The organism is Nitratireductor soli (assembly GCF_001050155.1).
GTDB lineage: Bacteria > Pseudomonadota > Alphaproteobacteria > Rhizobiales > Rhizobiaceae > Nitratireductor > Nitratireductor soli.
Genome location: NZ_LFVY01000014.1, coordinates 129,169 through 153,621, shown reverse-complemented (window position 1 = coordinate 153,621; position 24,453 = coordinate 129,169). Strand labels below are relative to the sequence as shown.

Below are 24,453 nucleotides of genomic sequence, written 5' to 3'. Positions count from 1 at the left end.
TTGCTCGGGTCAAGCCCGAGGATGACGAGTTGTGGCAGTGGGTGTTACCAATCGCGACGGCTTATGAGCGACAACAACCTCCCCGTCATTCGTCATCCTCGGGCTTGACCCGAGGATCCATGCCGGAACGGCAAAGGCATGTGCCGCTTAAAGCGCATCGCCCCAATCCGCCTTCCGCGCAGCCTTGAACACCGATCCTTCGCGCCGCGTCACCAGCCTTTCCTCAAGGCTGCCGTCAGACCGGCAAAGTTTCAGCCGCACCATGCCGCTCGCCGCCTTCGGCTGGGCAAGAACCCGCGCGTAATCCGCGCCGGCAGACCGGCGCGAAACCGCGAGATAGGCGAATTTCTCGTCCTCCCACGGCACTTCGCCGCCCTTGGCCATGCGGTGCAGCCGCGAGCGGGCGACGCGGCGCGAAAAGTGGCACCAGTCGGGTGGGGCGACCGGGCAGGACACTTGGTGGGGGCAGGGTGCTGCGACATGGGCGCCGAGCGCGACCAGCCGCGAGCGCGCCGCCAGGATGCGCTGCCAGCCGGCCGGAGTGCCCGGCTCGACGATCAGCAGTGTGTCGGCCGTCAGATGCCAAAGCCGGTCGGTCAGCGTGTCGCGTGCGGCCGGCGAAAGCTCGTCGAGCACGTAGCACAATGTGACGAGATCGGCGGGCTCGATGCCCGGCAAGCCGTCCTCGACGCTCATTGTCCGCCAGGAGATCGATGACCAGGCGTTTTGGGCAAGGGCTTCGCCGGCTTGCCGCATGGCGGCGCTCGCCTCGACCATCGTCGCGTCGTGCAGGGCCGGCCATTGATCCCGCGCCGCCCACATGGCGGTGCCCGGCCCCGCGCCGACATCGAGGAGGCGCGCCGGCGTGAACGTCTCGTGGCGCGCGGCCAGATCGTCGAGGCATTGGCGTATGGCGGCATAGGTGGCGGGCAGGCGTGTCGCCAGATAAGCCTTCGCCGCCAGGTCGTCGCCCACATGCAGGCGCCCGTCGCGCGTCTCGCTGCGGTAGCGGCGCGACAGAAGGTCGGCGGCGCGCTGGATGTCGGCCAGCGGCGTGCCTTCCAGTATCGCATCGACCGCCTGGCGGAGGTGCGGGGGAAGTTCCATTCGAAACGATGTCCTGTCTGCGCGAAATGCAGCCCGAATAGCGGCAAGACGCGTGCGGCGCAACAAGCGGCCCTTTGCAGCCGTTCCGTGTCGTGGCAAAACAGGCTATACAGCGCCGCCGGTATTTTGCTTCATGCTTCGGTGCATGTCCGCAAGGGCGCCGGCCGCAACGGGAAATGCATGGCCAAGATTCCTCTCAAGCTCGACCAGATCATCGACGGCGGTGCCCTGCGCGCCGAACTGTCCGGCCTGGCGGAAAAATCGACCGGCTCCGAACTGCGCAAATCCGTGATGGCGGTGCTGAAGCAACGCATCGCCGAGGGTCGCAAGGCGGCGGAGATCATGCTGATGGCCGATGGCGGTGGCACGGCCTGTGCGGCGCGCCTGTCGCATCTGATGGACGAGGTGATCGGCGCCCTCTATCAGTTTGCCGCCACGCACATCTATCCCGCGCAGAACCCCTCGTCGGCCGAACGCATGGCGATCGTTGCCGTCGGCGGCTACGGGCGCGGCACGCTGGCGCCGGGTTCCGACATCGACCTTCTGTTCCTGCTCCCCTACAAGCAGACGCCGTGGGGCGAGCAGATCGTCGAATACGCGCTCTACATGCTGTGGGACATGGGGCTGAAGGTCGGCCACGCGACGCGCAACATCGATGAATGCATCCGCCAGGCGCGCACCGACATGACCATCCGCACGGCGGTGCTGGAAGCCCGCTTCGTCTGCGGCGAGGAGGCGCTGTACGACGAGCTGGTCGAGCGTTTCGACGAGGAAGTGGTCAAGGATACGGGCGCCGAATACAGCCAGGCCAAGCTCGCCGAGCGCGACCTGCGCCACGCCAAGGCCGGCGAAAGCCGCTATCTGGTCGAGCCGAATGTCAAGGACGGCAAGGGCGGTCTGCGCGACCTGCACACGCTGTTCTGGATCGGCAAATATTTCTATCGCGTGCGCGAGGCCGACGAGCTTGTCGCCAAGGGTGTCTTCACGCGCAAGGAGTATCTGCAGTTCCGCAAGGCGGAGGACTTCCTCTGGGCGGTGCGCTGCCACATGCATTTTCTCACCGGCAAGCCCGAGGAACGGCTCCATTTCGACATCCAGCGCGACATTGCCGAGCGCCTTGGCTACACCAGCCATCCAGGCCTTTCGGCGGTCGAGCGTTTCATGAAGCATTACTTCCTCACCGCCAAGGCGGTCGGCGACCTGACCCGCATCTTCTGCGCTGCGCTGGAGGAGGAACAGGGCAAGCACGTCCCCGGCTTCAACCGCTTCTTCATGACCTTCTCGCGCCGCCGCAGGAAGCTTGCCGGCACGAGCGATTTCATCGTCGACAACCACCGCATCAACGTTGCCGACGAAGGCGTCTTCGAGCGCGACCCGGTGAACCTGCTCAGGCTGTTCTGGTTCGCCGACAAGCACGGGCTGGAATACCACCCCGAGGCGCTGAAGCTGCTTACCCGCTCGCTGAAGCTGATCGACCGCGATCTGCGCCGCGACCGCGAGGCCAACCGGCTGTTCATGGACATCCTGACCTCGGACCGCGACCCGGCGCTCAACATGCGGCGCATGAACGAGGCCGGCGTGCTCGGCAAGCTCATCCCCGATTTCAACAAGATCGTCGCGATGATGCAGTTCAACATGTACCACCACTACACGGTCGACGAGCACCTGATCCGCTGCATCGGCGTGCTCTCCGAGATCGAGCATGGCGACGGCGAGAAGCTGCACCCGCTGTCGCATTCGCTGATGCCGTCGCTGAAGGCATGGCGGCCGGTGCTCTACACGACGATCCTGCTGCACGACATCGCCAAGGGCCGGCCCGAGGACCACTCGACGGCAGGCGCCCGCATTGCCCGCCGCCTGTGCCCGCACATGGGCTTCGACGCCAAGGAAACGGAGATGATCGCCTGGCTGGTCGAGCATCACCTCGATATGTCGATGGTCGCCCAGACACGCGACCTGAACGACCGCAAGACGATCCAGGATTTCGCCGACATGGTGCAGTCGGTCGAGCGGCTGAAGCTGCTCCTGGTGCTGACCGTCTGCGACATTCGCGGTGTCGGCCCCGGCGTCTGGAACGGCTGGAAGGGCCAGCTCCTGCGCACGCTCTATTACGAGACCGAAGTGCTCCTCACCGGCGGTTTCTCCGAGGCCTCGCGCTCGATCCGCGCCGACGAGGCGCGCCAGCGCCTGGCGCAGGCGCTGGCCGAGCAACAATGGCCGCAGGCCGACATCGATAATTATCTCGGCCTCCACTACTCGGCCTATCTGCTGGCCGTCGATCTCGATGATCAGCTGCGCCATGCCGATTTCATCCGCGAGGCGGAGAAGGAAAGCCGCGCGCTTGCGACCATGGTCAAGCCGCACACTTTCGAGGCGGTGACGGAGATCACCGTCTTCGCGCCCGACCATCCGCGCCTTCTTTCGGTGATCGCCGGCGCCTGCTCGGCGGCCGGCGCCAACATCGTCGATGCGCAGATCTTCACGACGACGCACGGGCGGGCGCTCGACACGATCCTGATCAGCCGCGAATTCGATTTCGACGCCGACGAGCGCCGCCGCGCCGAGCGCATCGGCAAGCTGATCGAGGATGTTTTGTCAGGCAAATCCTACCTGCCGGAGATGATCGAAAAGCGCGCCAAGCCGCGCCGCGGGACGAAAGCTTTCCGGGTCGTGCCACGTGTCGAGATCGGCAACACGCTGTCGAATCGCTTCTCGGTGGTGGAGGTCAAGGGGCTCGACCGGCCGGGCCTCCTGTCGGAGGTGACCGAAACCCTGTCCGACCTGTCGCTCGACATCGCCTCGGCGCACATCACGACCTTCGGCGAAAAGGTGATCGACACATTCTACGTGAGCGATCTGACTGGCCAGAAGATCGTCAACCCCGATCGGCTGGAGACGATCCGCAAGACATTGCTGAAAACGCTGGAAAGCGGTGTGACGCGCCCTGCCAAGCGCAAGGCCAAGGTGGCGGCGGAATGATAATCACGTTGGGCGCTTTCTCCTGCACCACCCCCCTCTGCCCTGCCGGGCATCTCCCCCTCAAGGGGGGAGATTGGCTGGCACGGCTTTTTTCGCCAGTCTTCAACGACACACGAAGGGCAGGGCGTCGACGAAAGCTGATCTCCCCCCTTGAGGGGGAGATGCCCGGCAGGGCAGAGAGGGGCGACGTAGGGCGCTGCCGCAGATACGGATCCGCCCACCCATGAGCCTCATCGGAAAATTCGCCAGCGTCGGCAGCGCCACCATGGCCAGCCGCATATTGGGCTTCGCCCGCGAGGCGCTGATCGCCGCGGCGATCGGCGTCGGCCCGGTGACGGACGCCTTCTACGCCGCTTTCCGGTTTCCCAACCTGTTCCGCCGGCTGTTTGCCGAAGGGGCGTTCAACACCGCCTTCATCCCTCTTTTCGCCAAGGAGATGGAAGGCGGCGGCCTGGAGGCTGCGCGCCGCTTCGGCGAGGACGTTCTGACCGTGCTGATGACGGCGCTGCTGGCCTTGTCTGCCCTCGCCATGATTGCCATGCCCGTGCTGGTGGCGACCATCATTGCCCCGGGCTTTTCCGCCAACCCCGAAAAGTTCGACCTGACCGTCGTCATGACGCGGATCATGTTCCCCTATCTGTTCTGCATGTCGCTGGTGGCGATGTTCTCCGGCATACTGAATGCGATGCGCCGCTATTTCCTGGCAGCGCTGGTGCCGACCCTGCTCAACGTCATCCTCATCGGTGTGCTTCTGGCCGCGCTCTATCTCCAGCTCGATCCGCGCGAAACCGGCGTCTGGCTCGCCTGGGGCGTATTCGTCTCCGGTCTGGCGCAGCTTTTCTTCCTGATCCAGGGCGCGCGGCGCGAAGGCTTTTCCATGCGCATCCGCCGCCCTCGCCTGACGCCGGGCGTCCGGCGGCTGCTGGTGTTGATGGGGCCGGCGCTGGTCACCGGCGGCATCATGCAGATCAATCTGCTCGTCGGGCAGATCATCGCCTCGACGCAGGACAACGCCATCGGTCTGCTGAACTTTGCCGACCGCATCAACCAATTGCCGCTCGGCGTCATCGGCATCGCCGTCGGCGTGGTGCTTCTGCCGGAGCTTGCGCGGGCGCTGAAGGCCGGCGATTTCGCCGATGCGCAGCATCTGCAGAACCGCTCGCTGGAATTCGCCCTCGGCCTGACCTTGCCGGCGGCGGTCGGCCTGATGGTCATGCCGGCGCCCATCGTCGCCATCCTCTACGAGCGCGGCCAGTTCACCGCGCACGACACGGCGCTGACGGCCGCAGCACTTGCCGCCTTCGCCAGCGGCCTGCCGGCCTATGTGCTGGCCAAGGTGTTCCAGCCGGGCTTCTTCGCCCGCGAGGACATGAAGACGCCGATGTGGTTCTCGCTGATCACCGTCATCGTCAACGTCGCGGTCAGCCTGGCGCTGTTTCCGGTCTATGGCCATGTGGCGATCGCCGGCGCGACAGCGCTATCGGCCTGGGTCAACGTCGTCCTTCTGGCTGCGACGCTGTGGCGGCGCGGCGATTTCCGACCCTCGGCACTGACGCTCAGGCGCATCGCCTTCATGCTCGCCGGCAGCCTCGTCATGGGCCTGGTGGTGTGGGGGCTGCTCGCCGCTCTGCCGGGCCTGGTCGGGCATCCGCTGCTGCTGGTGCGGGTCGCCGCCGTCGTGCTGATCATTGCGCTGGCGGCAATGGCCTATTTCGCCGTCGTGATCCTGACCGGCGCCATCGACCGAAGCGAGCTCGGCCGCGTCATGCGGCGGCGAAAGAAAAACGCCCCGCATTAACCGAACGCGAAACGCCAACCACTATGGTGCCTGCCGATCTCGGGGGCGGGCACCATGCAGCAGCAACGGCTTTACTACATCGACTTTCTGCGCGTTTCGGCTTTCCTGCTGCTGATCGCCTACCATGCCTCGGTCGCCTTCTTTCCCGACATGAAATGGCTGATCGAGGCGCCGGAAGGGAGTGCTGCGCTGTCGCTGGTGATGAAGCATCCGCGCGCCTGGCGGCTGGCGCTGCTCTTCTTCGTCTCCGGCATGGGCACCTGGTTCGTCTTCCGCCGCGTTTCCGGTTTCGCCTTCCTGAAGGGGCGCTTCGTGCGCCTGTTTCTGCCGCTCATCTTCGCCATGTGCGTCATCCTCGTGCCGCAGGTCTGGTATGAACGCATGTATGAGGACGGTTATCGGGGCTCTTTCCTGACCTTCTGGCTGACCCGCTATTTCACCGAGGGCAAATATCCGGACGGCAATTTCACCTGGGCGCATATGTGGTTCGTCGCCTATCTCCTGGTGATGACTTTCGTTTGCTACCCCGTCTTTCGCCTGCTCGACGCGCCGCGCATGAGGCCCGTCATGGACTGGTTCGAGCGCATCGCCTCGTCGTTCTGGGTCTATCTGCTCTTCCTCCTGCCGCTGGCGCTCAATCTCGTTTTCTCGCCGATCTTTCCGCACCAGACCAACGCGCTCTACAATGACGGCGCCTGGTTCGCCGTCTGGGCGAGCTGGTTCGGTCTCGGCTTCCTGTTCGCCCGCCATCATCGCGTCCTGATCGACGGGATCGTCGCCCGGCGTTGGCTGAGCGCGACGCTGGCCCTGGCGCTGTCAATGGCGCTGTATCTGTTCTCGTGGACCGATCACGGCGGCTTTTCGATTGGCGACTATGATCGCATGACGCCGCTGTTCAAGACGGCAATCCTGGCGTTGGCCTGGACGATGATCCTGGCGCTGATGGGGTTCGCCGCGCGCTATATGAATGCGCGGAGCGTCACGATCTCCTGGCTCAACCGCAAGGTGTTTCCGCTCTACATCGTGCACCAGACCATCGTTGTCGCAGCCCTGTACTACGTGCTGCCGCTTGGTCTCGGCGTCTGGCAGGAATATGCCCTGGTGCTGTTCGCCACCTTTGCCGGCTCGCTGCTGTTTGCCATGGCGGCGGAGTTCGTGCCGGGCCGGCTTGGCCTCCTGGTCGGGCTTGCGCCGCGCGGGCGGAAAGAAGCGCCGGGCGAAACCGCCGGGACACGCTCGGCGCATGGTGCTTGATTGCCGGGGCTTGATTGCCGGTTTCGCGTCGTTCATAAGCCAGAGCGCGCGGCATCGCGCTGACCGGCATTCAGGCCAGTACTCGGGCCAGTACTCAGGAATGATCCATGAGCGAATTCAAGGAGCTCGTCTTTTCCGGCGTTCAGCCGACGGGCAATCTCCATCTCGGCAATTATCTGGGCGCGCTGCAGAAATTCGTCGCGCTGCAGGAGAGCCATGAGTGCATCTATTGCGTCGTCGATCTGCATTCGCTGACGGCGACGCTGGTGCATGACGACCTGGCGGAGCAGACGCGGTCGATCACCGCCGCCTTCCTGGCCAGCGGCATCGACCCCCGGAAGCACATCGTCTTCAACCAGAGCCAGGTGATGCAGCACGCGGAACTGGCGTGGATCTTCAATTGCGTCGCCCGCATCGGCTGGATGAACCGCATGACACAGTTCAAGGACAAGGCCGGCAAGGACCGCGAGAACGCCTCGCTCGGCCTGCTCGCCTATCCGAGCCTGATGGCCGCCGACATCCTCGTCTATCGCGCAACCCATGTGCCGGTCGGCGACGACCAGAAGCAGCATCTGGAACTGACACGCGACGTCGCGCAGAAATTCAACAATGATTTCTCCGGGCGCATCGCCGAGCTTGGCTGCGGCGTCGAGATGGAAGTCGGCGAGGAGAAGGTGAACGGCTTCTTCCCGCTGACCGAGCCGCTGATCGAGGGGCCGGTGACGCGCGTCATGAGTCTGCGCGACGGGTCCAAGAAGATGTCGAAATCCGACCCTTCCGATCTGTCGCGCATCAACCTGACCGACGATGCCGACGCGATCTCCAGGAAGATCAAGAAGGCGAAGACCGATCCCGAGGCGCTGCCTTCCGAGGTCGCCGGTCTCGAGGGACGGCCCGAGGCGCAGAACCTGGTCGGCATCTATTCGGCGCTGGCCGGTGTGTCGCGCGCCGATGTGCTTGCCGATTTCGGCGGCCGCCAGTTCTCCGACTTCAAGCCGGCACTGGCCGAACTTGCCGTTGAAAAGCTGTCGCCCATCGCCGGCGAGATGCGCCGCATTTCGGCCGACCCCGCCTATATCGACGGCGTTCTGCGCGATGGCGCGCTGCGCGCCCGCGAGAAGGCCGAGACGACCATGAAGACGGTGCGTGAGATCATCGGCCTGATCGGCGGTTGATCTCCCGAATGTGCCAGTCTTGCCCAAAGCCATCGGCAATGGCAGATTGCAACCGGATGGGGCGGCTCCTTCGCCTGCGATACAGGACGTCTGAATGGTCTCCAAGCGACTGATCCGCGAAGCGGGGCACCGCCGCAAGTTCCTTGCGATTATCGACGATACGCCCGAATGCGAACGGGCGGCCGCCTATGCGGCGCGGCGCGTGCAGGCAACCAATGGCGGGCTGGTTCTTCTGTTCGTCATCGAACCCGGCGATTTTCAGCATTGGCTGGGCGTCGAGCAGATCATGCGCGAGGAAGCGTTGGCGACGGCCAACGCCACGCTCGATACCCATGCGGCAAAGATTCGCGAATCGATCAGCATCGAACCTGAGCTGGTGGTGCGCGAAGGCAAGCCGGCCGACGAGATCCACAAGCTGATCGAGGAAGACCAGGACATCGCGATTCTGGTCCTGGCCGCCGGCAACGCCAAGGAAGGGCCCGGTCCGCTCGTCTCATCCATCGCCGGCAAGACCGCAGCCTTTCCGATTCCCGTCACCGTCGTGCCGCAGAATCTCAGCGACGAAGAGATCGAAACGCTGGCATAGCCGCCACGCCATCCCCATATATGAACCGAATGGCTGCATTTCGCTGCTTGAACGCAGCGTGCTTTCCGCCTATTTTAGAACTATTCCAAGAAACATTCGCCAGAAACGCCGGAACGGAAAACCAACGATGTTCATTCAGACCGAAGCGACCCCCAATCCCGCGACGCTGAAATTCCTGCCTGGCCGCGTCGTGCTGGAAGAGGGCACTGCCGATTTTCGCGAGGCTGAAGCCGCCGGCGAGGCCTCGCCCCTGGCTGGACATCTGTTCGAGGTGCCGGGCGTGACCGGCGTCTTCTTCGGCTATGATTTCATCACCGTCACCAAGGATGGTGGGCCGGATTGGCAGCATCTGAAGCCGGCGATCCTTGGCACCATCATGGAGCATTTCATGTCCGGCCAGCCGGTCATGGCCTCCGCCGGTCCAGGCATACCTTCCTCCGAGGAGGGAGAATTTTACGATGCGGCGGACGAGGAAATCGTCTCGACGATCAAGGAATTGCTGGAGACCCGCGTCCGTCCGGCCGTTGCCCAGGATGGCGGCGACATCACTTTCCGCGGCTACGAGAAGGGGACGGTGTTCCTGCACATGAAGGGCGCCTGCGCCGGTTGCCCCTCATCGACGGCGACCTTGAAGCACGGCATCCAGAACCTGCTGCACCATTTCGTGCCCGAGGTTCGCCAGGTCGAGCAGGTTGTTTGACGCTGCCTGAGGCAGGCGGTGGTGAAACAAAAAAAACCGGGCTCCAAGGCCCGGTTTTTCTTTGCGCCTGCTGAACAGGCCCAAGTCGCTGAGACGGTTCCTACCGCTTGACGATGACTTTAGCACCAATTTCCGTACGGTTGTAAAGATCGATGACGTCCTGGTTCATCATTCTGATGCAGCCGGAGGACATGGCCTTGCCGATGGAAGCCCATTCGGGCGTGCCGTGCAGGCGATAGCCGGTGTCGCCGCCCTTGTTGAACAGGTAGAGCGCGCGCGCGCCGAGCGGGTTCTGCAGCCCCGGAGGCATGCCCTGGCGCCATTTGGCGAGTTCCGGCTGCCGGCCGATCATTGCCGATGGCGGCGTCCAGGTCGGCCATTCGCGCTTCATCGCCACGCGCGCCGTGCCGGCCCATTCGAAGCCCTCGCGTCCGACGCCAATGCCGTAACGCATGGCCTTGCCGCCTTCCAGAACGAAGTAAAGGAACTTCGCGTCCGTATCGACGATGATCGTGCCGGGCTTCTCCTTGGTGTCGAAGGAGACGATCTGGCGGTGATACTGCCGGGGTACCTGGTTGATGGGAATGCGCGGCAACTGGTAGCCCGCATCCCTGACGGTTCCGTAGTCCGAGGTGAATACCTTGAGCGGCCCGCCGGCGGTACAGCCTGCCAGAGCCGTTGCAAGCCCCAATGCAGCGGCGATGACAAAAGATCTGAATTTCATGCGGTCTCCGTTCCCCGAATTGACTGGCGCTTGCCGGATATGCGCCACACTTTGGTCATCATTCTTAAATTGTTGGTTAACAAATTGCCAAGACTTCGAGCTTGTCACTGTTGCTTTCGCGCTTTTATTCACCCCGAACATTGCAAAATGGCAACAGAGGTATCAATTCAACAATCGACGTATCCGTAGAGCATTTTTCACTCAGGTGGAATCACCTGACGTCCGCATGAATGCGGAAAGACGAGGAGATAGAGCGTCCCATGTGTCCGAAGGGACACACGGCGCTCTTGTGGGGTAGCCATGAATGTAGGAGATGCCGCCCGCCGATCGGGCTTGCCGGCCAAGACGATCCGCTATTATGAGGAAATTGGCCTCGTCGCGCCTGATCGCAGCGCGAACGGCTATCGCAGCTACAGCGATGAGGAAGTGCATTTCCTGACGTTCCTGCGCCGCGCGCGCGGGCTCGGCTTTGCCATCGAGGAATGCCGGCAGCTGATGGCGCTGTATCGCGACAAGAAGCGCGCCAGCCACGATGTGCGCGAGATCGCCGTCTCCCATGTGACGGCCATTGACGAGAAGATCGCCGAACTGCAGGCGATGCGCGCCACGTTGAGCCAGCTTGTCGATGCCTGTCACGGCGATCATCGGCCCGATTGCCCGATCCTCGACGACATTGCCGGCGCGGAAAAGGGGTGACCGACTGCGCGGCGCGCACTGCATCTTCACGTTTCGTTCTGTTGATGGCATAGTCCCGCCATGCCGATCGTTTCACCTGTTTCCTTCAATCCCCTGGCTGATGGCCGCCAGTCCGAGCGTGCCATGGTCATCCGCCGTGGCGTGCAGCGCCTGCTGTTGCAGATGGGCGCGGTGGTCTTGCCGGAATTGACGCTGGCCACTGGACGGCGCGCCGACCTGGTCGCGTTGACCGGCAAGGGCGATATCTGGATCATCGAGATCAAATCCTCGGTGGAGGATTTCCGCGTCGATCGCAAATGGCCGGAATACAGGCTCCATTCCGACCGCTTCTTCTTCGCCACGCATCCCGATGTGCCGGCGGAGATTTTCCCCGACGAATGCGGTTTCATTCTCTCCGACGGCTATGGTGCGGAAATCCTGCGCGAGGCGGACGAGCATCGGCTGGCGGCCGCCACGCGCAAGGCGATGATGCTGCGGTTCGCCCGGGCCGGCGCCGCGCGCATCACCGCAGCAGAGCTGGCCGGTATCGCCGTGCCGCTGGCCGACGACGAACGGCCTTGATTCAGGCGCTGAACGGCTGGCGTCCCGTGGCCAGCGCACGGTCCAGATATTCGACCCGGTCCTGGCCGAAAAACGCTTCTCCGTTCAGCACATAGGTCGGCACGCCGACAGCGTCGGCGGTCACCGCGTCCTTGGTGTTCTGCGCGCGAATGTTGGCGATCGCTTCGGTCTTCGCCGCCGCCAGGATGGCCTCGGCGTCAAAACCTTCGGCCTCGAGATGCTTCGCCAGCGTCGCCGGATCGGCGATGTCCTCCTCGTTGGCCCAGACTGCGGCGAAGATGCGGCCCATATAGCCCATCGGCTCGTGCCCGGCCGCGACAAGGGCCGCAATCACGTGGTCCGACAAAAGCGGGTCGACCGGCCAGTGTTTCGGCTTCGTGTTGATCGGCAGGCCGCGAAAATCGGCAATGCGCTGCAATTCCACCAGGCGCAGGCGCTGGCGCACGGGCGGCCGCTTGGCCGGTGGTACCGCACCGGAAATTTCCCAGACACCCATCAGGTTGATCGGTTTGACCCGGACCGTCGCGCCATGCCTGGCGAGCACGGCACGCAGCGCCTCGTGCCCGAGATAGGTGAACGGTGAGGCGGAGGTGAGGTAATAGTCGACGGTGGCGGCCATGCGGATCTCCGGTGCTTGATCGGTTCCGGACCGTAGCGATGCGAACCCGTCGCGCAAAGATGTCAGGACAACAATTTAGCGCGAGCCCTCAGCCCTTGATGAGAGGTTATGAAGGCGCGTTCCTCGGCGTCGAGGGGGCGGGGTGCTGCCTGGTGGCCGAGCGCTCCCATCACTTCATCCACCTGGACGAAACGCTTGCCGCGAAAATCATAGATGCCGCCGGTCGTCAGGATGATCGCGGCGACACGGCCGTCATCGAGCAGGAAACGGTGCCTGCCGATGATCTGCGTTTCATCCCAGGTCTCGATGGTCGACACCACGTCGAAGCGCTGCCACAGGCGCACTTCGCGCACATAGACGGTCTGCAAGCCGCCAAGCATCGGCGCCCAGCCGCGCTTGCGCGCCGCCGTCACCAGCCCGCTGCGCAGGAAGATGTCGATCCGTCCCATGTCCGCCAGCATCATGTAGCGGGCATTGTTCAGGTGGATGTTCATGTCTACGTCGGTTGGCAGGCAACGAAAGGTAAGCCGGCTTTCCTCGCCGAGCCGATAGGGGCCGCGGCGACCACGGGTCGCCGCGACGCGCAAGAGGCGCATCCAGACATACATGGCGGTTCAGGCGGCCTTCTTCGCTCCGGTGGAGCTACCCGACGCGAAACGCTGGTAGAAGGTGTCGCCGCTTTCGGCCATGTCGAGGAGCAGTTTCGGAGCCTTGAACTGCTTGCCGTATTTCTTCGCCAGGCGCTTGGTCATGCTGACGAATGCGGAAGCGCCCATCCCGTCGATGTAGGACAGCACGCCGCCCGTATAGGGGGCGAAGCCGAAGGCGAGGATCGAGCCGACATCCGCCTCGCGCGGGTCCGTCACGATGCCTTCCTCCATCACGCGGGCCGCTTCCAGCGCGATGGCGGAAAGCAGGCGCAGCTTCAACTCCTCCACGTCCACCTTCTCTGCCTGCTTTTGCGGATAGAGGTTCTTCAGGCCGGCCCACAGATGTTTCTTTGCCGGCTTGGCAGGATAGTCGTAGAAGCCCTTGCCGTTCTTGCGGCCGAGCCGGCCGTGCTTGTCGACCAGCGTGTCGATCAGTTCCACATGGCGCGGCTCGACGGCCTTCGGGCCGAGATCGCGGATCGTCTGCTTCATGATCTTCTGCGCCAGGTCGATGGCCGTCTCGTCGGTCAGCGCCAGCGGGCCGACAGGCATGCCGGCCATCTTTGCCGCGTTCTCGATCATCGGCGCGGGCACCCCCTCGATCAGCATCGAGAAGGCTTCCTGCATGTAGCGCAGCACGCAGCGATTGACATAGAAGCCACGCGTGTCGTTGACGACGATCGGCGTCTTCTTGATGGCGCGGACATAGTCCATGGCAACGGCCAGCGCCTTGTCCTCGGTCTTCCTGCCCATGATGATCTCGACCAGCATCATCTTGTCGACCGGCGAGAAGAAGTGAATGCCGATGAAATTCTTCGGCCGCTTCGAATTCTTGGCCAACCCGGAGATGGGTATGGTCGAGGTGTTGGAGGCGAAGATCGCGGAGGGCTTCAGCACGGCCTCGGCCTTCTCCGTCACATCCTTCTTGATGCCTGAATCCTCGAACACCGCCTCGATCACCAGTTCGCAGCCGTCGAGGGCCGCGTAGTCGTCGGCCGGCGTGATGAGGGACAGGAGGGTGTCCTTGTCCTCGGCGCCGGCGCGGCCCTTCTTGATCAGCCCGTCCATCAGGTTTGCCGAATGGGCCTTGCCCTTTTCGGCCGCCGGCATGTCGCGGTCGAGCAGCACCACCGGAATGCCGGCCTTGGCCGTCACATAGGCGATCCCGGCGCCCATGAAGCCGGCGCCGACCACGCCGATCTTCTTGAACTTCTTCGCCGGCACGCCTTCGGGGCGGCGGGCGCCCTTGTTGAGTTCCTGCAGCGAGACGAACAGCGAGCGGATCATCATCCTCGCTTCGGTCGTCTGCATGATCTCGGTGAAATAGCGCTGCTCGATGGTCAGTGCGGTGTCGAAGGGCACCAGAAGCCCCTCATAGACGCACTTGAGGATCGCTGTCGCCGCCGGGTAATTGCCGTAGGTTTCGCGGCGCAGGATGGCGATCGCCGGCGGGAACAAATTGGCGCCGGCTGCCGAATAGACGGGGCCGCCGGGCAGCTTGAAGCCCTTCTCGTCCCAGGGCTGGACCGGCTTCAGCCCGTCGATGATCATCTTCTTCGCCGCCTCGACCAGTTTCTTGGCCGGCGCGACCTGGTGCACCAGGCCCATCGCCTTCGCCTTCTGCGGCGACAGGGTCTGGCCGGTGGTCAGCATCTGCAGGGCCTCCTGCGTGTTGGTCAGGCGCGGCACGCGCTGGGTGCCGCCGGCGCCGGGGAAGATGCCGACCTTGACCTCCGGGAGCGCCATCTTCACCGCCGGGCTGTCGGCGACGACACGGCCATGGCAGGCGAGCGACAATTCGAACGCGCCGCCCATGCATGTGCCGTTGATGGCCGAGACCCACGGCTTGCCGGACGTCTCCAGCTTGCGCCACAGCCAGCTCATCCGCCCGGCATTGTCGAACAGAAGCTTGGTAGCCTTCTTGCGGTCCTTGGCCTTTTCCTTCTCGAACAGGCCCAGCATCTTCTGCAGCATGGTCAGGTCGGCGCCGCCGGAAAAGGTTTCCTTGCCGGAGGTGAAGACCGCGCCCTTGATGGCATCGGTTGCCGCGACATGATCGACGATCGCCTCGATCTCGTTCATCACCTCCTCGGTGAAGACGTTCATCGAGCGGTCCTGCATGTCCCAGGTGACGAGGGCGATGCCGTCCTTGTCCACATCGACGGTGAAATTCTTGTAGTCGGTCATGGTTCAGGTCCTCTCCGGCGGCTCAGACGCGTTCGATGATGGTGGCGGTGCCCATGCCGGCGCCGATGCACAGCGTGACGAGCGCCGTGTTGAGATCGCGCCGTTCCAACTCGTCGAGCACCGTGCCGAAGATCATCGCGCCGGTGGCGCCGAGCGGATGCCCCATGGCGATGGCGCCGCCATTCACGTTGATCTTGTCGTGGTCGATATCGAAGGCTTGCATGTAGCGCAGCACCACCGAGGCGAAGGCTTCGTTGAGCTCGAACAGGTCGATGTCCGACAGCTTCATCTTGGCTTTCTTCAACAGCTTCTCGGTGACATCGACCGGGCCCGTCAGCATGATCGCCGGTTCCGAACCGATGTTGGTGAAGGTGTGGATCCGGGCGCGCGGTTTCATGCCCATCGCCTTGCCGGCCTTGCGCGAGCCGAGCAGCACGGCCGCCGCGCCATCGACGATGCCCGACGAATTGCCGGCATGATGCACATGGTTGATGCTCTCGAGCTCCGGATAGCGCTGCACGGCGACGGCATCGAAGCCGCCCATCTCGCCCGGCATGACGAAGGAGGCGTTGAGCGAGGCCAGCGACTGCATGTCGGTGCCGGGGCGCATGTGCTCGTCATGATCGAGAATGGTCAGGCCGTTCTGGTCCTCGATCGGGATCACCGAGTTCTTGAAATAGCCCTTGTCCCAGGAATGCTTGGCGCGCTTCTGGCTCTCCACCGCATAGGCGTCGACGTCGTCGCGTGAGAAGCCATATTTGGTGGCGATCAGATCGGCGGAGACGCCCTGGGGCATGAAGTAAGACGGCAGGCCGACCGACGGATCCATGAACCAGGCGCCGCCCGACATGCCCATGCCGACGCGCGACATGCTTTCCACGCCGCCGGCGATGACGATCTCGTCCGAGCCGCCGGCGATCTTCGCCGCACCCAGATTGATGGCATCGAGACCCGAGGCGCAGAAGCGCGATATCTGCAAGCCCGGGGCCTCGTTCTTGTAGCGCGCCTCGAAGGCGGCCGAGCGCGGGATCACCGAACCGGCCTCGCCGACCGGGTCGACGCAGCCGAAGATGATGTCGTCGACCTTGGCGGTGTCGAGCCCGTTGCGGTCGCGCACGGCTTCCAGCACTTTCGCGCCGAGGCGCACGGCCGGCACCTCGTGCAGCGAGCCGTCCTTCTTGCCGCGGCCGCGCGGTGTGCGCACGGCGTCATAAACATAAGCGTCAGCCATTTCGGTCTCCCTGCTTCCTCGACCCAACGCAGGGCCGAGCGGTTTGTTCAAAGGCTTCTGGCGATCACCAGTTTCATGATCTCGTTGGTGCCGCCGTAGATGCGCTGCACGCGGGCGTCGCGATACATGCGCGCGATCGGATATTCGTTCATGTAGCCGTAGCCGCCGTGCAATTGCAGGCATTCGTCGACCAGCTTGCACTGCAGGTCCGTCAGCCAGTATTTGGCCATCGAGGCCGTGACAGTGTCGAGGCCGCCGGCAAGATGGCGGGTCACGCAGTCATTATAGAACACGCGGCCGATGGTGGCTTCGGTTTTCAGCTCCGCCAGCTTGAACTGCGTGTTCTGAAAATCGATCACCTTGGCGCCGAACGCCTTGCGTTCCTTCACATAGTCGACGGTGACGGCGAGCGCCCGCTCGATCATGGCGATGGCCTGGGCGGCGATCAACAGCCGCTCCTGCGGCAATTGCTGCATCAGCTGGACGAAGCCCTGGCCTTCCTCATGGCCCAGAAGGTTGGCGGTCGGCACCCGCACATCGTTGAAGAACAGCTCCGACGTGTCGTTCGATTTCAAGCCGATCTTGTCGAGGTTGCGGCCGCGTTCGAAACCCTCGGCCTCGTCGGTCTCGACGATGATCAGCGAGGTGCCCTTGGCACCCTGCGCCGGGTCGGTCTTGGCGACGACGATGACCAGATTGGCAAGCTGGCCGTTGGTGATGAAGGTCTTCGACCCGTTCAGGCGATACTGGTTGCCGTCCTTTTCGGCGCGCGTCTTGACGCCCTGCAGGTCGGAGCCCGCGCCGGGCTCGCTCATGGCGATGGCGCCGATCAGTTCACCGCTGGCAAGCCTGGGCAGCCAGCGCTTCTTCTGCTCTTCCGAGCCGTAATGGAGAATGTAGGGCGCGACGATGCAGTTGTGCAGGGCGATGCCGAACCCGTCGACGCCGACATGGCTGATCGCCTCGGCGATGGCGCTCTCATGGGCGAAGGTGCCGCCGGCCCCGCCATATTCTTCCGGCATCGAAGCGCAAAGGAGGCCGGCCGCGCCGGCCTTCTGCCAGCTCGCGCGGTCGAACATCTCCGCCTTCTCGAAATCCTCGTAGCGGGGGCCGATCTCCTCGGCGAGGAAGCGGCTTGCCATGTCATAGAGCATGGCGACGTCATCGCCCGCCCAGTCGGGGCGGGGAAGACCGAGTATGGATTGGGGATCTGCCAACTGTACGCCTCCTCACCGGCAACGAAGGAAAGTTTGTTCAAGTTAGAACAGGCTTCCTCCGCCCGCCAATCAAAATGCTTCCGCCGGCAAGGCCATCATCGTGTCGGCGCCGGTGGAGATGCGGGCGAGGTGCGCCGCTGTCTCCGGCATGACGCGTTCCATGAAATAGCGCCCGGTGACGATCTTCGCCTCGAGGAAGGATGCGTTGCCGTCAGCGCCTTCGGCAAGCTTGTCCTGCGCCACCTTGATCATGCGCGCCCACATCAGGCCAAGCGCGACGAGGCCCATCAGGTGCATGTAGTCGTGGGAGGCGGCACCGGCATTGTCGGGCTTGGCGACAGCGTTCTGCACCAGCCACAGCGAAGCGGCCTGCAGATCGTTCAGCCCCTTCTTCAGCGCCTTGGTGTGGGGCGCCATCGCCTCGTCGGCGCGGTGCGCCTCGCAGAACTCGGCGACTTCCTTGAAGAAGGCCTGCACGGCGCGGCCGCCATTGGCCGGCAGCTTGCGGCCGACCAGGTCGAGCGCCTGGATACCGTTGGCGCCTTCATAGATCATGGCGATGCGCGCATCGCGCACGAACTGGCTCATGCCGTGCTCTTCGACATAGCCATGGCCGCCGAAGACCTGCTGCGCCATCACGGCGTGTTCAAAACCCTTGTCGGTGAGCACGCCCTTGATGACCGGCGTCATCAGCGCCAGATGGTCTTCCGCCGCCTGGCGGTCGGCCGCGTCTTCGGACAGATGGGCGATGTCGGATTTGAGCGCCGTCAGCAGGATCAGCGCCCGGCCCGCCTCGTTGAAGGCGCGCATGCTCATCAGATTGCGGCGAATGTCCGGGTGGACGATGATCGGATCGGCTTGTCTGTCCGGTGCCTTGGGACCGGAGAGGGAGCGGCCCTGCAGGCGCTCGCGGGCATAGTCCACCGCGCCCTGGTATGCGGCCTCGCCGACCGCGTGACCCTGCAGGCCGACGCCGAGACGCGCTTCGTTCATCATCGTGAACATTGCTTTCAGCCCGCCATTTTCCTCGCCGAGCAGATAGCCCGTCGCCGCGTCATAGTTCATCACGCATGTGGCATTGCCATGAATGCCCATCTTCTCCTCGATCGCGCCGCAGGAAACCGCATTGCGCGCGCCCAGCGCGCCGGCCTCGTCGACCGCAACCTTCGGCACGATGAACAGCGAGATGCCCTTGACGCCGGCCGGCGCGCCTTCGATGCGCGCCAGCACCAGGTGGATGATGTTCTCGGAGAGATCGTGCTCGCCGGCGGAGATGAAGATCTTCTGGCCGGAAATCCTGTAGCTGCCGTCGCCGTTCGGCACGGCCTTGGAGGTGAGCAGGCCGAGATCGGTGCCGCAATGCGGCTCGGTCAGGTTCATCGTGCCGGTCCAGGCGCCCTCGACCATCTTCGGCAGCCATTTCTGCTTTTGCGCGTCGGTACCGTGGGCGAGGATCGCCGCGATCGCCCCCTGGGTCAGGCCGGGATACATCATCAGCGCCATGTTGGCCGAGACCAGATATTCGCCGACCGCCGAATGCACCGTGTAGGGCAGCCCCTGGCCGCCATACTCGGCAGGGACCGCAAGGCCCATCCAGCCGCCTTCGCAATAGTGTCGATAGGCATCGCCGAACCCTTTCGGGGTCGTCACGCTGCCATCGTCGTGGCGCGTGCAGCCTTCCTGGTCGCCTGCGCGGTTGAGCGGCTGCATGACGTTTTCGGCCAGCTTCGCGCCTTCCGTCAGGATCGCCTCGACAATGTCGGGAGAGGCGTCGGCAAAACCCGGCAGATTGTCGTGATTGCCGTAGCCGATCACATCGTTCAGCACGAAGAGCGTGTCACGTACGGGGGCCCGATAGGTCGGCATGAGGATCCTCCAGTTCCTAGAGCGCTTCCATTTTTCTCCGAGCCACGGAAATGCTCTATCTCATTCTCTGCACAATTCCGGACGGAAAACCGGTTCCCACTTTTCCTGGAATTGCTCTCTAGACCGAAGACGCGGCGGCCATGCGTCGCGCAGTGTCGATTGCGCATCTAGCAAATTTTGACGTTTGCGTAAACGTCAAAATTGACGCAGAACGCACGAAAGCGCCGGGCAGCGATAGCTGGCCCGGGTTTCAGGCGTGTGACCGACAGAATGTGGCGCCGCCGCGCAGTCTCGCGCGGCGATCTGGTGGTCTGACCGAAACAGATGGTGCCCATCTGTTTCGATAAGTCAGCCCACAAGCTATTGACCTGGTGGTGCCTCGTGTCAGGCGCCGTCGCTCGCCGGGCGCTCCGCATGGAGCTTGGCGGACACGTCGGCAACCAGCCGCCGCAGGTCGGCGATCGCCTCCTCGATGGTCTGGTGCTGCTTCTCCAGGCGCGCCATCTGCCGCTGCGATTTCTTCAGCACCAGGCGGAACTGCTTCTCATTGGCACCGCGCGGATCGTGCAGGTCGAGCACTTCCTTGATGTCATTCAGGGAGAAGCCGATCTTTCGCCCGAGCAGGATCTGCTGCAGGCGCCGCTTGTCGTCGGCGGTGTAGAGGCGCGTCGTACCCATGCGGGCAGGGGTCAGCAACCCCTTGTCCTCGTAGAAGCGCAGCGCGCGCAGGGTGACGCCGAATTCGCGTGCCATGTCGCCGATGCGCGTGTAGTCGCCGGTGGCTTTGGAGGAGGCTTCGGGTAAATCATTTCCCGCGGCAGCTCTTTGAGCGGCCATTGCAATGTTCATCATGATCACTGTTCCGTATTGGATAGTCCGCCCCGGCTACGGCACCAGGGCGGGGCTGTCGATCCGGCATCCGACCGCGTTTGCCTGGCAAGAGGCGGTCAATTTCCGGACGATTCGTCAAAGGCCGGCTTATGCGGCGCACAATGCGGCATTACAAGGGCAGCCAGGCGAATTGTGAACGGCCCGTTAACAGGCTTTTTGCCGGATTTTGCCACGGTCGATTAACCGCCGACAAGCAATGTTAACCCTGTGTTTACCACGATGAGTGAATTGTAAATCCGTCAGCACACCGTGCTTTGGTCGGATTCGTTCCGATGGCAGGCGTTCTGGCCGTGGGTATCTTTCAGGTGTTCTTTTGCTGCTTCTCAGCGAGTGCGACCCAGGTCCCGCGTGACATGCAATCTCGACGGCCAACCGGCAACGGTGGAGAGGCGGGCGTTCCGATGGATAACAAGCGTTCTTATCTGGACAATATCAATGAAGGCCGACGCCGCCGTCCGGAATCGGATGTCTCACTGGACCAGATCAGCAAGACGCTTGACCAGCTGGAAAGCCGGCTTGGACGCGCCATCGACCGCCGCGAACCGCAGCCGGAAGACAACGAAATCACCCGGCGCATCGAGAGGCTGTCGCAAACCGTTTCCCACGCCCATTCCCGGCCCGACAGGCCGCAGGGCAATCGCATGGATGCGGCGGCCCGTCCCCTGTCCTCGCGTGCCTCGCTGGAACAGGCCGCATTCGAGCTGGAACGCGCCCGGCGGCAGGAGCATGAAGTCGCCTCGATCGGCGGGATCGCGGGCGAGTTGAAAGCGCTGCGCGAAGAGCTGCGCGATGCGATGCGCGCCGGGATGAGCGGCGAGTTCGACATGCTGCGGCGCGAACTGGCGTCGATCCTGGCCGATGTGCCCAATTCGGCGCTGAACGGCGAACTGGTGGTCGAGTTCGAACGCTTGTCCGATGCGATCGCACATCTTGCCGAGCGCAGCGACGACAAGAACGTCAAGATGCTGCGCCTTGAAATGCAGGAGCTGAAATCCTCCATCGCATCGCTGGCACGAGAGGAAACCCTGCGCGCCGTCGACCAGCGCTGGGACACGTTCGACAATCGCTGGACGGCGTTCGAGGATCGGATGTCTGCCGATCTGCGCAGCTCCGACCCGGCAATCGACATGCTGCATCAGCGACTGGAGGAAATCGGCCAGGCCGTCAACGGCCTGCCTGAATCCCTGTCGCTGCGCTCATTGGAAGAGCGCGTGCGCGCGCTGGCCGCCGCCCTCGACCAACTGGTCAATCGCAAGACGGCGGGCAATCCGGAGCTCTATGCGGCGATCGATGAACGGCTCGACGAAATCTCGCGCGCCATTGTCGCCTCGGCGCCAAAAAGCCAGATCGCCGGTTTCGATCCGCAACCGTTCGAGCGCATCGAGGCGCGCATCTCGTCGCTGGCCAATCAGGTCGCCGAAGTGCTGGCCGATCGTTCCGGCGAGGAGGCGGTCGGCCACCTCAGCCAGCAGATGATTTCTCTGTCGAAGCGGGTCGACGAGATCGCCACCCGCATCGACATTCCCGATCAGGCGGTCGAACGCCTGGTGCAGCAGATTGCCGGCATCGCCCAGAAGCTGGATGCCGGGGCCACTCCGCAGGCCGCCGACCTGATGCTGCGCGGGATGGAAGACCGCTTCTCCCACCTGTCCCAGCTGATCGAGCAGCGGCAGGGCGACGCCATGGAACAGGGCCGCTCGCTGGTTCACGACCTGGAGCAGCGCCTGCACGAGATCACCGCGCGCATCGACGATCGCGCCGGCGAAATGCATGGCGGCAGCGGCATCATGGCCACCATCGATGCGCGCTTCAACGAGCTGGCCGCGCGCCTGGAGGCGAGCCTCGGCGAGCCGGCGGAAGCCAGCACGCTGCGCGCGCTCGAACTGCGCCTCGACGATATTTCGGGCCGCCTGCTGGCTTCCACGAACCAGGCGTCGTCGATCGACCCCGAGGTCATCCACAATCTGGAAGCCCAGGTGCGCAGCCTGTCCGAGCACCTGTCGCGGCCAGGCGCCGAGATGCCGGAATTCGAGGACATCGCGCCCCGGCTGGAAAACATCGAACGCTCGATCAATGAAAACCGCGCCGCGGTGCTCGATGCCGCCCGCCAGGCCGCCGAACAGGCGATCGGCGCGCTCGCCAGGACGTCGCAGATTGGCGAGCAGGACCAGCGCCTGCGCGATGAGCTGAAGACGCTCGAGGCGCTGACCCGCAAATCCGACGAGCGCAACACCAAGACGTTCGAAGCCATCCACGACACGCTGCTGAAGATCGTCGATCGGCTGGGAAGCGTCGAGACCACGGCCAAGGCGTCGGTTGCGCCGCGTGGCCTCGCCGGCCAGACGACTGGCAAGATCGCCGTCGAGGCGGCGCCGTCGATCGAGCCTGGCGACGATAGCGCCATGCTGGCCGACAACGGCTTTATCGAAGATGTGCAGCACAACCGCTCGCCCGCCGAAGCCGCCGCCGCCGCCGCGCGCGCCGCACTCGAGGATGACGGCGAGGAGCCGCAGGCCAAGAGCGGCAGGACCTCGCTCCTGGGCGGCCTGTCGCGCGCCCTTTCCAGCCGCCGCGACAGGCAGCCGGCAATCGATGAACGCGGTGAACCGGAAGTCGCCATCGGCGCCGAAGCGGTCGAAATCGATGCCGAGCGAATCCATGAACCGCTCGAACCCGGCACCGGTGCGCCCGACCTCAATGCCATCATGCGACGCGTGCGCGACGAGAAGAAGGCGCCGGTGCGCGACAGCAACGACGCTGCCAAGTCCGATTTCATCGCCGCCGCCCGCCGCGCCGCCCAGGCGGCCGCGGCGGAGGCTGAAATCCTCAAGAAGCGCCAGTCCGATACGTCCGAGACGGCGGGGCGTTTCGGCCTCGGCAAGATCTTCAAACGCGCCAGGAAACCGTTGGTTCTGACGCTTGGAGCCGGTCTCCTGGTTGTCGGGGGGCTGGAAGTGAGCAAGGCGTTTCTGTCCGAGACGACCGCCATTCCGCCGCAGCTCAGCAGCCAGAGCGCTGCGCCGGCGCTGGCGTTGGCGCAGCCGCGGGAAGAGCCACCGGCGGCGGCGCAGATCGACCGTCCCGTCCGCGTGGTCGACAATGACGAGCCGCGTGACGAAGCCGTCGATGCCCTGGCCGGGATCCCCGATATGGACCCGGACACGTACGAGGGTGCGGATATTGGCGACACCGCCAAATTCGACGAACCGATGGATGAAATGCCGTTCTCGCCGGTGAGCGGGGACGCTGCTGAATCAACGCCGGCGCCAATCGCCACGTCGACCTCCATCGACGATATTCCGCTTGAAGCCGGTCCTCTGCCGCTGCGCGAAGCTGCCGCCGCCGGTGAGGCGAAAGCCCTTTATGAGATCGGCAGCCGCTATGCCGAAGGCCGCGGCGTGGAGGCCGATCTGGCCAAGGCCGGCGCGTGGTACACGAAAGCCGCCGATGCTGGCTTCGCCCCGGCCCAGTACCGCATCGGCGACTTCTATCAGAAGGGGACAGGGCGCGAGCGCGACCCGGCAAAGGCCAGGATGTGGTTCCAGCTCGCCGCCCAGCAGGGCAATGCCAGCGCCATGCACAATCTCGGTGTTCTTTACGCGATGGGCGCCGACGGCGCCGCCGACAATGAATCGGCCGCCCGCTGGTTCCTCGAGGCCGCCGAGCACGGCGTCAAGGACAGCCAGTTCAATCTGGGCATTCTCGCCGCCAAGGGAATGGGCATGCCCCAGGACCTGACGGAAGCCTACAAATGGTTCTCGCTGGTCGCCGATGCGGGGGACAAGGACGCCGCCGGCAAGCGCGCCGAAATCGCCTCCGCACTGACCGCCGATCAACTGAAACAGGCGAAGGACAAGACCGCCCTGTGGAAGGCGAAGACGCTCGACCCGGCCACCAACCTGGTCGAAATCCCCGACGCCTGGCGCGAGAGCAGGGAAGTCACCGCCGGCGTCGACATGAAGAAGGCCGTCTCCAACATCCAGCTCATCCTCAACCAGCAGGGGTTTGACGCCGGCGCGGCAGACGGGGTGATGGGCCAGAAGACCAAGGCCGCCATTGCCGCCTTCCAGAAGGCGAACGGCATGCAGCCCACGGGCGCGGTGGACGAGGTTCTTGTGCGCGCGCTGCTCGAGCGAAACAAGAGTGCTGCCGCGGCCGACTGACGCTACGGCAGGTCCTTGCCGCTCCCATCTGCCCTCGCTGCGTCAAGTC

19 protein-coding genes are annotated in these 24,453 nt (G+C 64.1%); 10 read left to right on the top strand and 9 right to left on the bottom strand.

The window, feature by feature from the left end:
* Nucleotides 1-147: 147 nt before the first annotated feature.
* Nucleotides 148-1,107 carry a small ribosomal subunit Rsm22 family protein gene (locus AB843_RS18195; RefSeq protein ID WP_048648296.1) on the bottom strand — a complete coding sequence of 320 codons (960 nt, stop codon included), beginning with the start codon at nucleotides 1,105-1,107 and terminating at the stop codon, nucleotides 148-150.
* 180 nt (nucleotides 1,108-1,287) lie between these two features.
* Here AB843_RS18195 and AB843_RS18190 point away from each other — a divergent pair, with 180 nt between their 5' ends.
* The 6 genes from AB843_RS18190 (at nucleotide 1,288) to AB843_RS18165 (ending at nucleotide 9,599) form a co-directional block, all read left to right on the top strand.
* Nucleotides 1,288-4,086, top strand: a complete 2,799-nt coding sequence (locus AB843_RS18190; RefSeq protein ID WP_048648323.1) for a [protein-PII] uridylyltransferase — start codon at nucleotides 1,288-1,290, stop codon at nucleotides 4,084-4,086.
* A gap of 223 nt (nucleotides 4,087-4,309) precedes the next feature.
* On the top strand, nucleotides 4,310-5,884 hold the full coding sequence (gene murJ / locus AB843_RS18185; protein WP_048648295.1) for a murein biosynthesis integral membrane protein MurJ: 1,575 nt from the start codon (nucleotides 4,310-4,312) through the stop codon (nucleotides 5,882-5,884).
* 54 nt (nucleotides 5,885-5,938) lie between these two features.
* Nucleotides 5,939-7,138 (top strand): acyltransferase family protein, encoded by a 1,200-nt coding sequence (locus tag AB843_RS18180; protein WP_048648294.1) that lies wholly within the window; start codon nucleotides 5,939-5,941, stop codon nucleotides 7,136-7,138.
* Nucleotides 7,139-7,245: 107 nt separating this feature from the next.
* Nucleotides 7,246-8,313, top strand: a complete 1,068-nt coding sequence (trpS, locus tag AB843_RS18175) for a tryptophan--tRNA ligase (protein WP_048648293.1) — start codon at nucleotides 7,246-7,248, stop codon at nucleotides 8,311-8,313.
* Between the two features lie 94 nt (nucleotides 8,314-8,407).
* The gene (locus AB843_RS18170; RefSeq protein WP_048648292.1) at nucleotides 8,408-8,899 is read left to right on the top strand and encodes a universal stress protein; all 492 of its coding nucleotides are present in this window, start codon (nucleotides 8,408-8,410) and stop codon (nucleotides 8,897-8,899) included.
* 127 nt (nucleotides 8,900-9,026) lie between these two features.
* Entirely contained in the window at nucleotides 9,027-9,599 is a 573-nt protein-coding gene (locus AB843_RS18165; RefSeq protein ID WP_048648291.1) for a NifU family protein, read from the top strand.
* 100 nt (nucleotides 9,600-9,699) lie between these two features.
* Here AB843_RS18165 and AB843_RS18160 read toward each other — a convergent pair whose 3' ends face one another.
* Nucleotides 9,700-10,323, bottom strand: a complete 624-nt coding sequence (locus tag AB843_RS18160) for a L,D-transpeptidase (protein WP_048648290.1) — start codon at nucleotides 10,321-10,323, stop codon at nucleotides 9,700-9,702.
* 300 nt (nucleotides 10,324-10,623) lie between these two features.
* Between AB843_RS18160 and cueR the strand changes: the two genes are divergently transcribed.
* The gene (gene cueR / locus AB843_RS18155) at nucleotides 10,624-11,019 is read left to right on the top strand and encodes a Cu(I)-responsive transcriptional regulator (RefSeq protein WP_048648289.1); all 396 of its coding nucleotides are present in this window, start codon (nucleotides 10,624-10,626) and stop codon (nucleotides 11,017-11,019) included.
* A 60-nt stretch (nucleotides 11,020-11,079) separates the two neighbouring features.
* Nucleotides 11,080-11,580: an MmcB family DNA repair protein gene (locus AB843_RS18150; protein ID WP_048648288.1), complete on the top strand. Its 501-nt coding sequence runs from the start codon at nucleotides 11,080-11,082 to the stop codon at nucleotides 11,578-11,580.
* 1 nt (nucleotide 11,581) lies between these two features.
* On the opposite strand, the gene AB843_RS18145 is transcribed toward AB843_RS18150, so the two are convergent.
* The 7 genes from AB843_RS18145 to AB843_RS18115 all read right to left on the bottom strand — a co-directional run bounded on the left by AB843_RS18145 (nucleotide 11,582) and on the right by AB843_RS18115 (nucleotide 20,202).
* On the bottom strand, nucleotides 11,582-12,199 hold the full coding sequence (locus AB843_RS18145; protein WP_048648287.1) for a 2-hydroxychromene-2-carboxylate isomerase: 618 nt from the start codon (nucleotides 12,197-12,199) through the stop codon (nucleotides 11,582-11,584).
* Between the two features lie 62 nt (nucleotides 12,200-12,261).
* Entirely contained in the window at nucleotides 12,262-12,807 is a 546-nt protein-coding gene (locus AB843_RS18140; protein WP_048648286.1) for a thioesterase family protein, read from the bottom strand.
* Between the two features lie 6 nt (nucleotides 12,808-12,813).
* A complete protein-coding gene (locus tag AB843_RS18135) occupies nucleotides 12,814-15,036 on the bottom strand; it encodes an FAD-dependent oxidoreductase (RefSeq protein ID WP_048648285.1) in 2,223 nt (740 codons plus the stop codon).
* A gap of 22 nt (nucleotides 15,037-15,058) precedes the next feature.
* Nucleotides 15,059-16,267, bottom strand: coding sequence for an acetyl-CoA C-acetyltransferase (locus AB843_RS18130; protein WP_048648284.1), 1,209 nt, complete (start codon nucleotides 16,265-16,267; stop codon nucleotides 15,059-15,061).
* 47 nt (nucleotides 16,268-16,314) lie between these two features.
* On the bottom strand, nucleotides 16,315-17,484 hold the full coding sequence (locus tag AB843_RS18125) for an acyl-CoA dehydrogenase family protein (RefSeq protein ID WP_087587143.1): 1,170 nt from the start codon (nucleotides 17,482-17,484) through the stop codon (nucleotides 16,315-16,317).
* 69 nt (nucleotides 17,485-17,553) lie between these two features.
* Entirely contained in the window at nucleotides 17,554-19,350 is a 1,797-nt protein-coding gene (locus tag AB843_RS18120; protein WP_048648282.1) for an acyl-CoA dehydrogenase C-terminal domain-containing protein, read from the bottom strand.
* Between the two features lie 384 nt (nucleotides 19,351-19,734).
* On the bottom strand, nucleotides 19,735-20,202 hold the full coding sequence (locus AB843_RS18115; RefSeq protein WP_048648281.1) for a MerR family transcriptional regulator: 468 nt from the start codon (nucleotides 20,200-20,202) through the stop codon (nucleotides 19,735-19,737).
* Between AB843_RS18115 and AB843_RS25695 the strand changes: the two genes are divergently transcribed.
* Both AB843_RS25695 and AB843_RS18110 read left to right on the top strand, forming a co-directional pair.
* Nucleotides 20,192-20,377: a hypothetical protein gene (locus tag AB843_RS25695; RefSeq protein ID WP_157384549.1), complete on the top strand. Its 186-nt coding sequence runs from the start codon at nucleotides 20,192-20,194 to the stop codon at nucleotides 20,375-20,377. The genes AB843_RS18115 and AB843_RS25695 overlap by 11 nt on opposite strands.
* A gap of 265 nt (nucleotides 20,378-20,642) precedes the next feature.
* A complete protein-coding gene (locus AB843_RS18110) occupies nucleotides 20,643-24,404 on the top strand; it encodes a peptidoglycan-binding protein (protein WP_048648280.1) in 3,762 nt (1,253 codons plus the stop codon).
* Nucleotides 24,405-24,453 lie beyond the last annotated feature (49 nt).

Coding starts and splice junctions, on each gene's coding strand:
- AB843_RS18120 (WP_048648282.1), bottom strand. CDS start 19,350: ATGCCGACCTATCGGGCCCCCGTACGTGACACGCTCTTCGTGCTGAAC.
- murJ (WP_048648295.1), top strand. CDS start 4,310: ATGAGCCTCATCGGAAAATTCGCCAGCGTCGGCAGCGCCACCATGGCC.
- AB843_RS18115 (WP_048648281.1), bottom strand. CDS start 20,202: ATGATGAACATTGCAATGGCCGCTCAAAGAGCTGCCGCGGGAAATGAT.
- AB843_RS18165 (WP_048648291.1), top strand. CDS start 9,027: ATGTTCATTCAGACCGAAGCGACCCCCAATCCCGCGACGCTGAAATTC.
- AB843_RS18110 (WP_048648280.1), top strand. CDS start 20,643: ATGGATAACAAGCGTTCTTATCTGGACAATATCAATGAAGGCCGACGC.
- AB843_RS18140 (WP_048648286.1), bottom strand. CDS start 12,807: ATGTATGTCTGGATGCGCCTCTTGCGCGTCGCGGCGACCCGTGGTCGC.
- AB843_RS18130 (WP_048648284.1), bottom strand. CDS start 16,267: ATGGCTGACGCTTATGTTTATGACGCCGTGCGCACACCGCGCGGCCGC.
- AB843_RS18180 (WP_048648294.1), top strand. CDS start 5,939: ATGCAGCAGCAACGGCTTTACTACATCGACTTTCTGCGCGTTTCGGCT.
- AB843_RS25695 (WP_157384549.1), top strand. CDS start 20,192: ATGTTCATCATGATCACTGTTCCGTATTGGATAGTCCGCCCCGGCTAC.
- AB843_RS18150 (WP_048648288.1), top strand. CDS start 11,080: ATGCCGATCGTTTCACCTGTTTCCTTCAATCCCCTGGCTGATGGCCGC.
- cueR (WP_048648289.1), top strand. CDS start 10,624: ATGAATGTAGGAGATGCCGCCCGCCGATCGGGCTTGCCGGCCAAGACG.
- AB843_RS18195 (WP_048648296.1), bottom strand. CDS start 1,107: ATGGAACTTCCCCCGCACCTCCGCCAGGCGGTCGATGCGATACTGGAA.
- AB843_RS18170 (WP_048648292.1), top strand. CDS start 8,408: ATGGTCTCCAAGCGACTGATCCGCGAAGCGGGGCACCGCCGCAAGTTC.
- AB843_RS18135 (WP_048648285.1), bottom strand. CDS start 15,036: ATGACCGACTACAAGAATTTCACCGTCGATGTGGACAAGGACGGCATC.
- trpS (WP_048648293.1), top strand. CDS start 7,246: ATGAGCGAATTCAAGGAGCTCGTCTTTTCCGGCGTTCAGCCGACGGGC.
- AB843_RS18145 (WP_048648287.1), bottom strand. CDS start 12,199: ATGGCCGCCACCGTCGACTATTACCTCACCTCCGCCTCACCGTTCACC.
- AB843_RS18160 (WP_048648290.1), bottom strand. CDS start 10,323: ATGAAATTCAGATCTTTTGTCATCGCCGCTGCATTGGGGCTTGCAACG.
- AB843_RS18190 (WP_048648323.1), top strand. CDS start 1,288: ATGGCCAAGATTCCTCTCAAGCTCGACCAGATCATCGACGGCGGTGCC.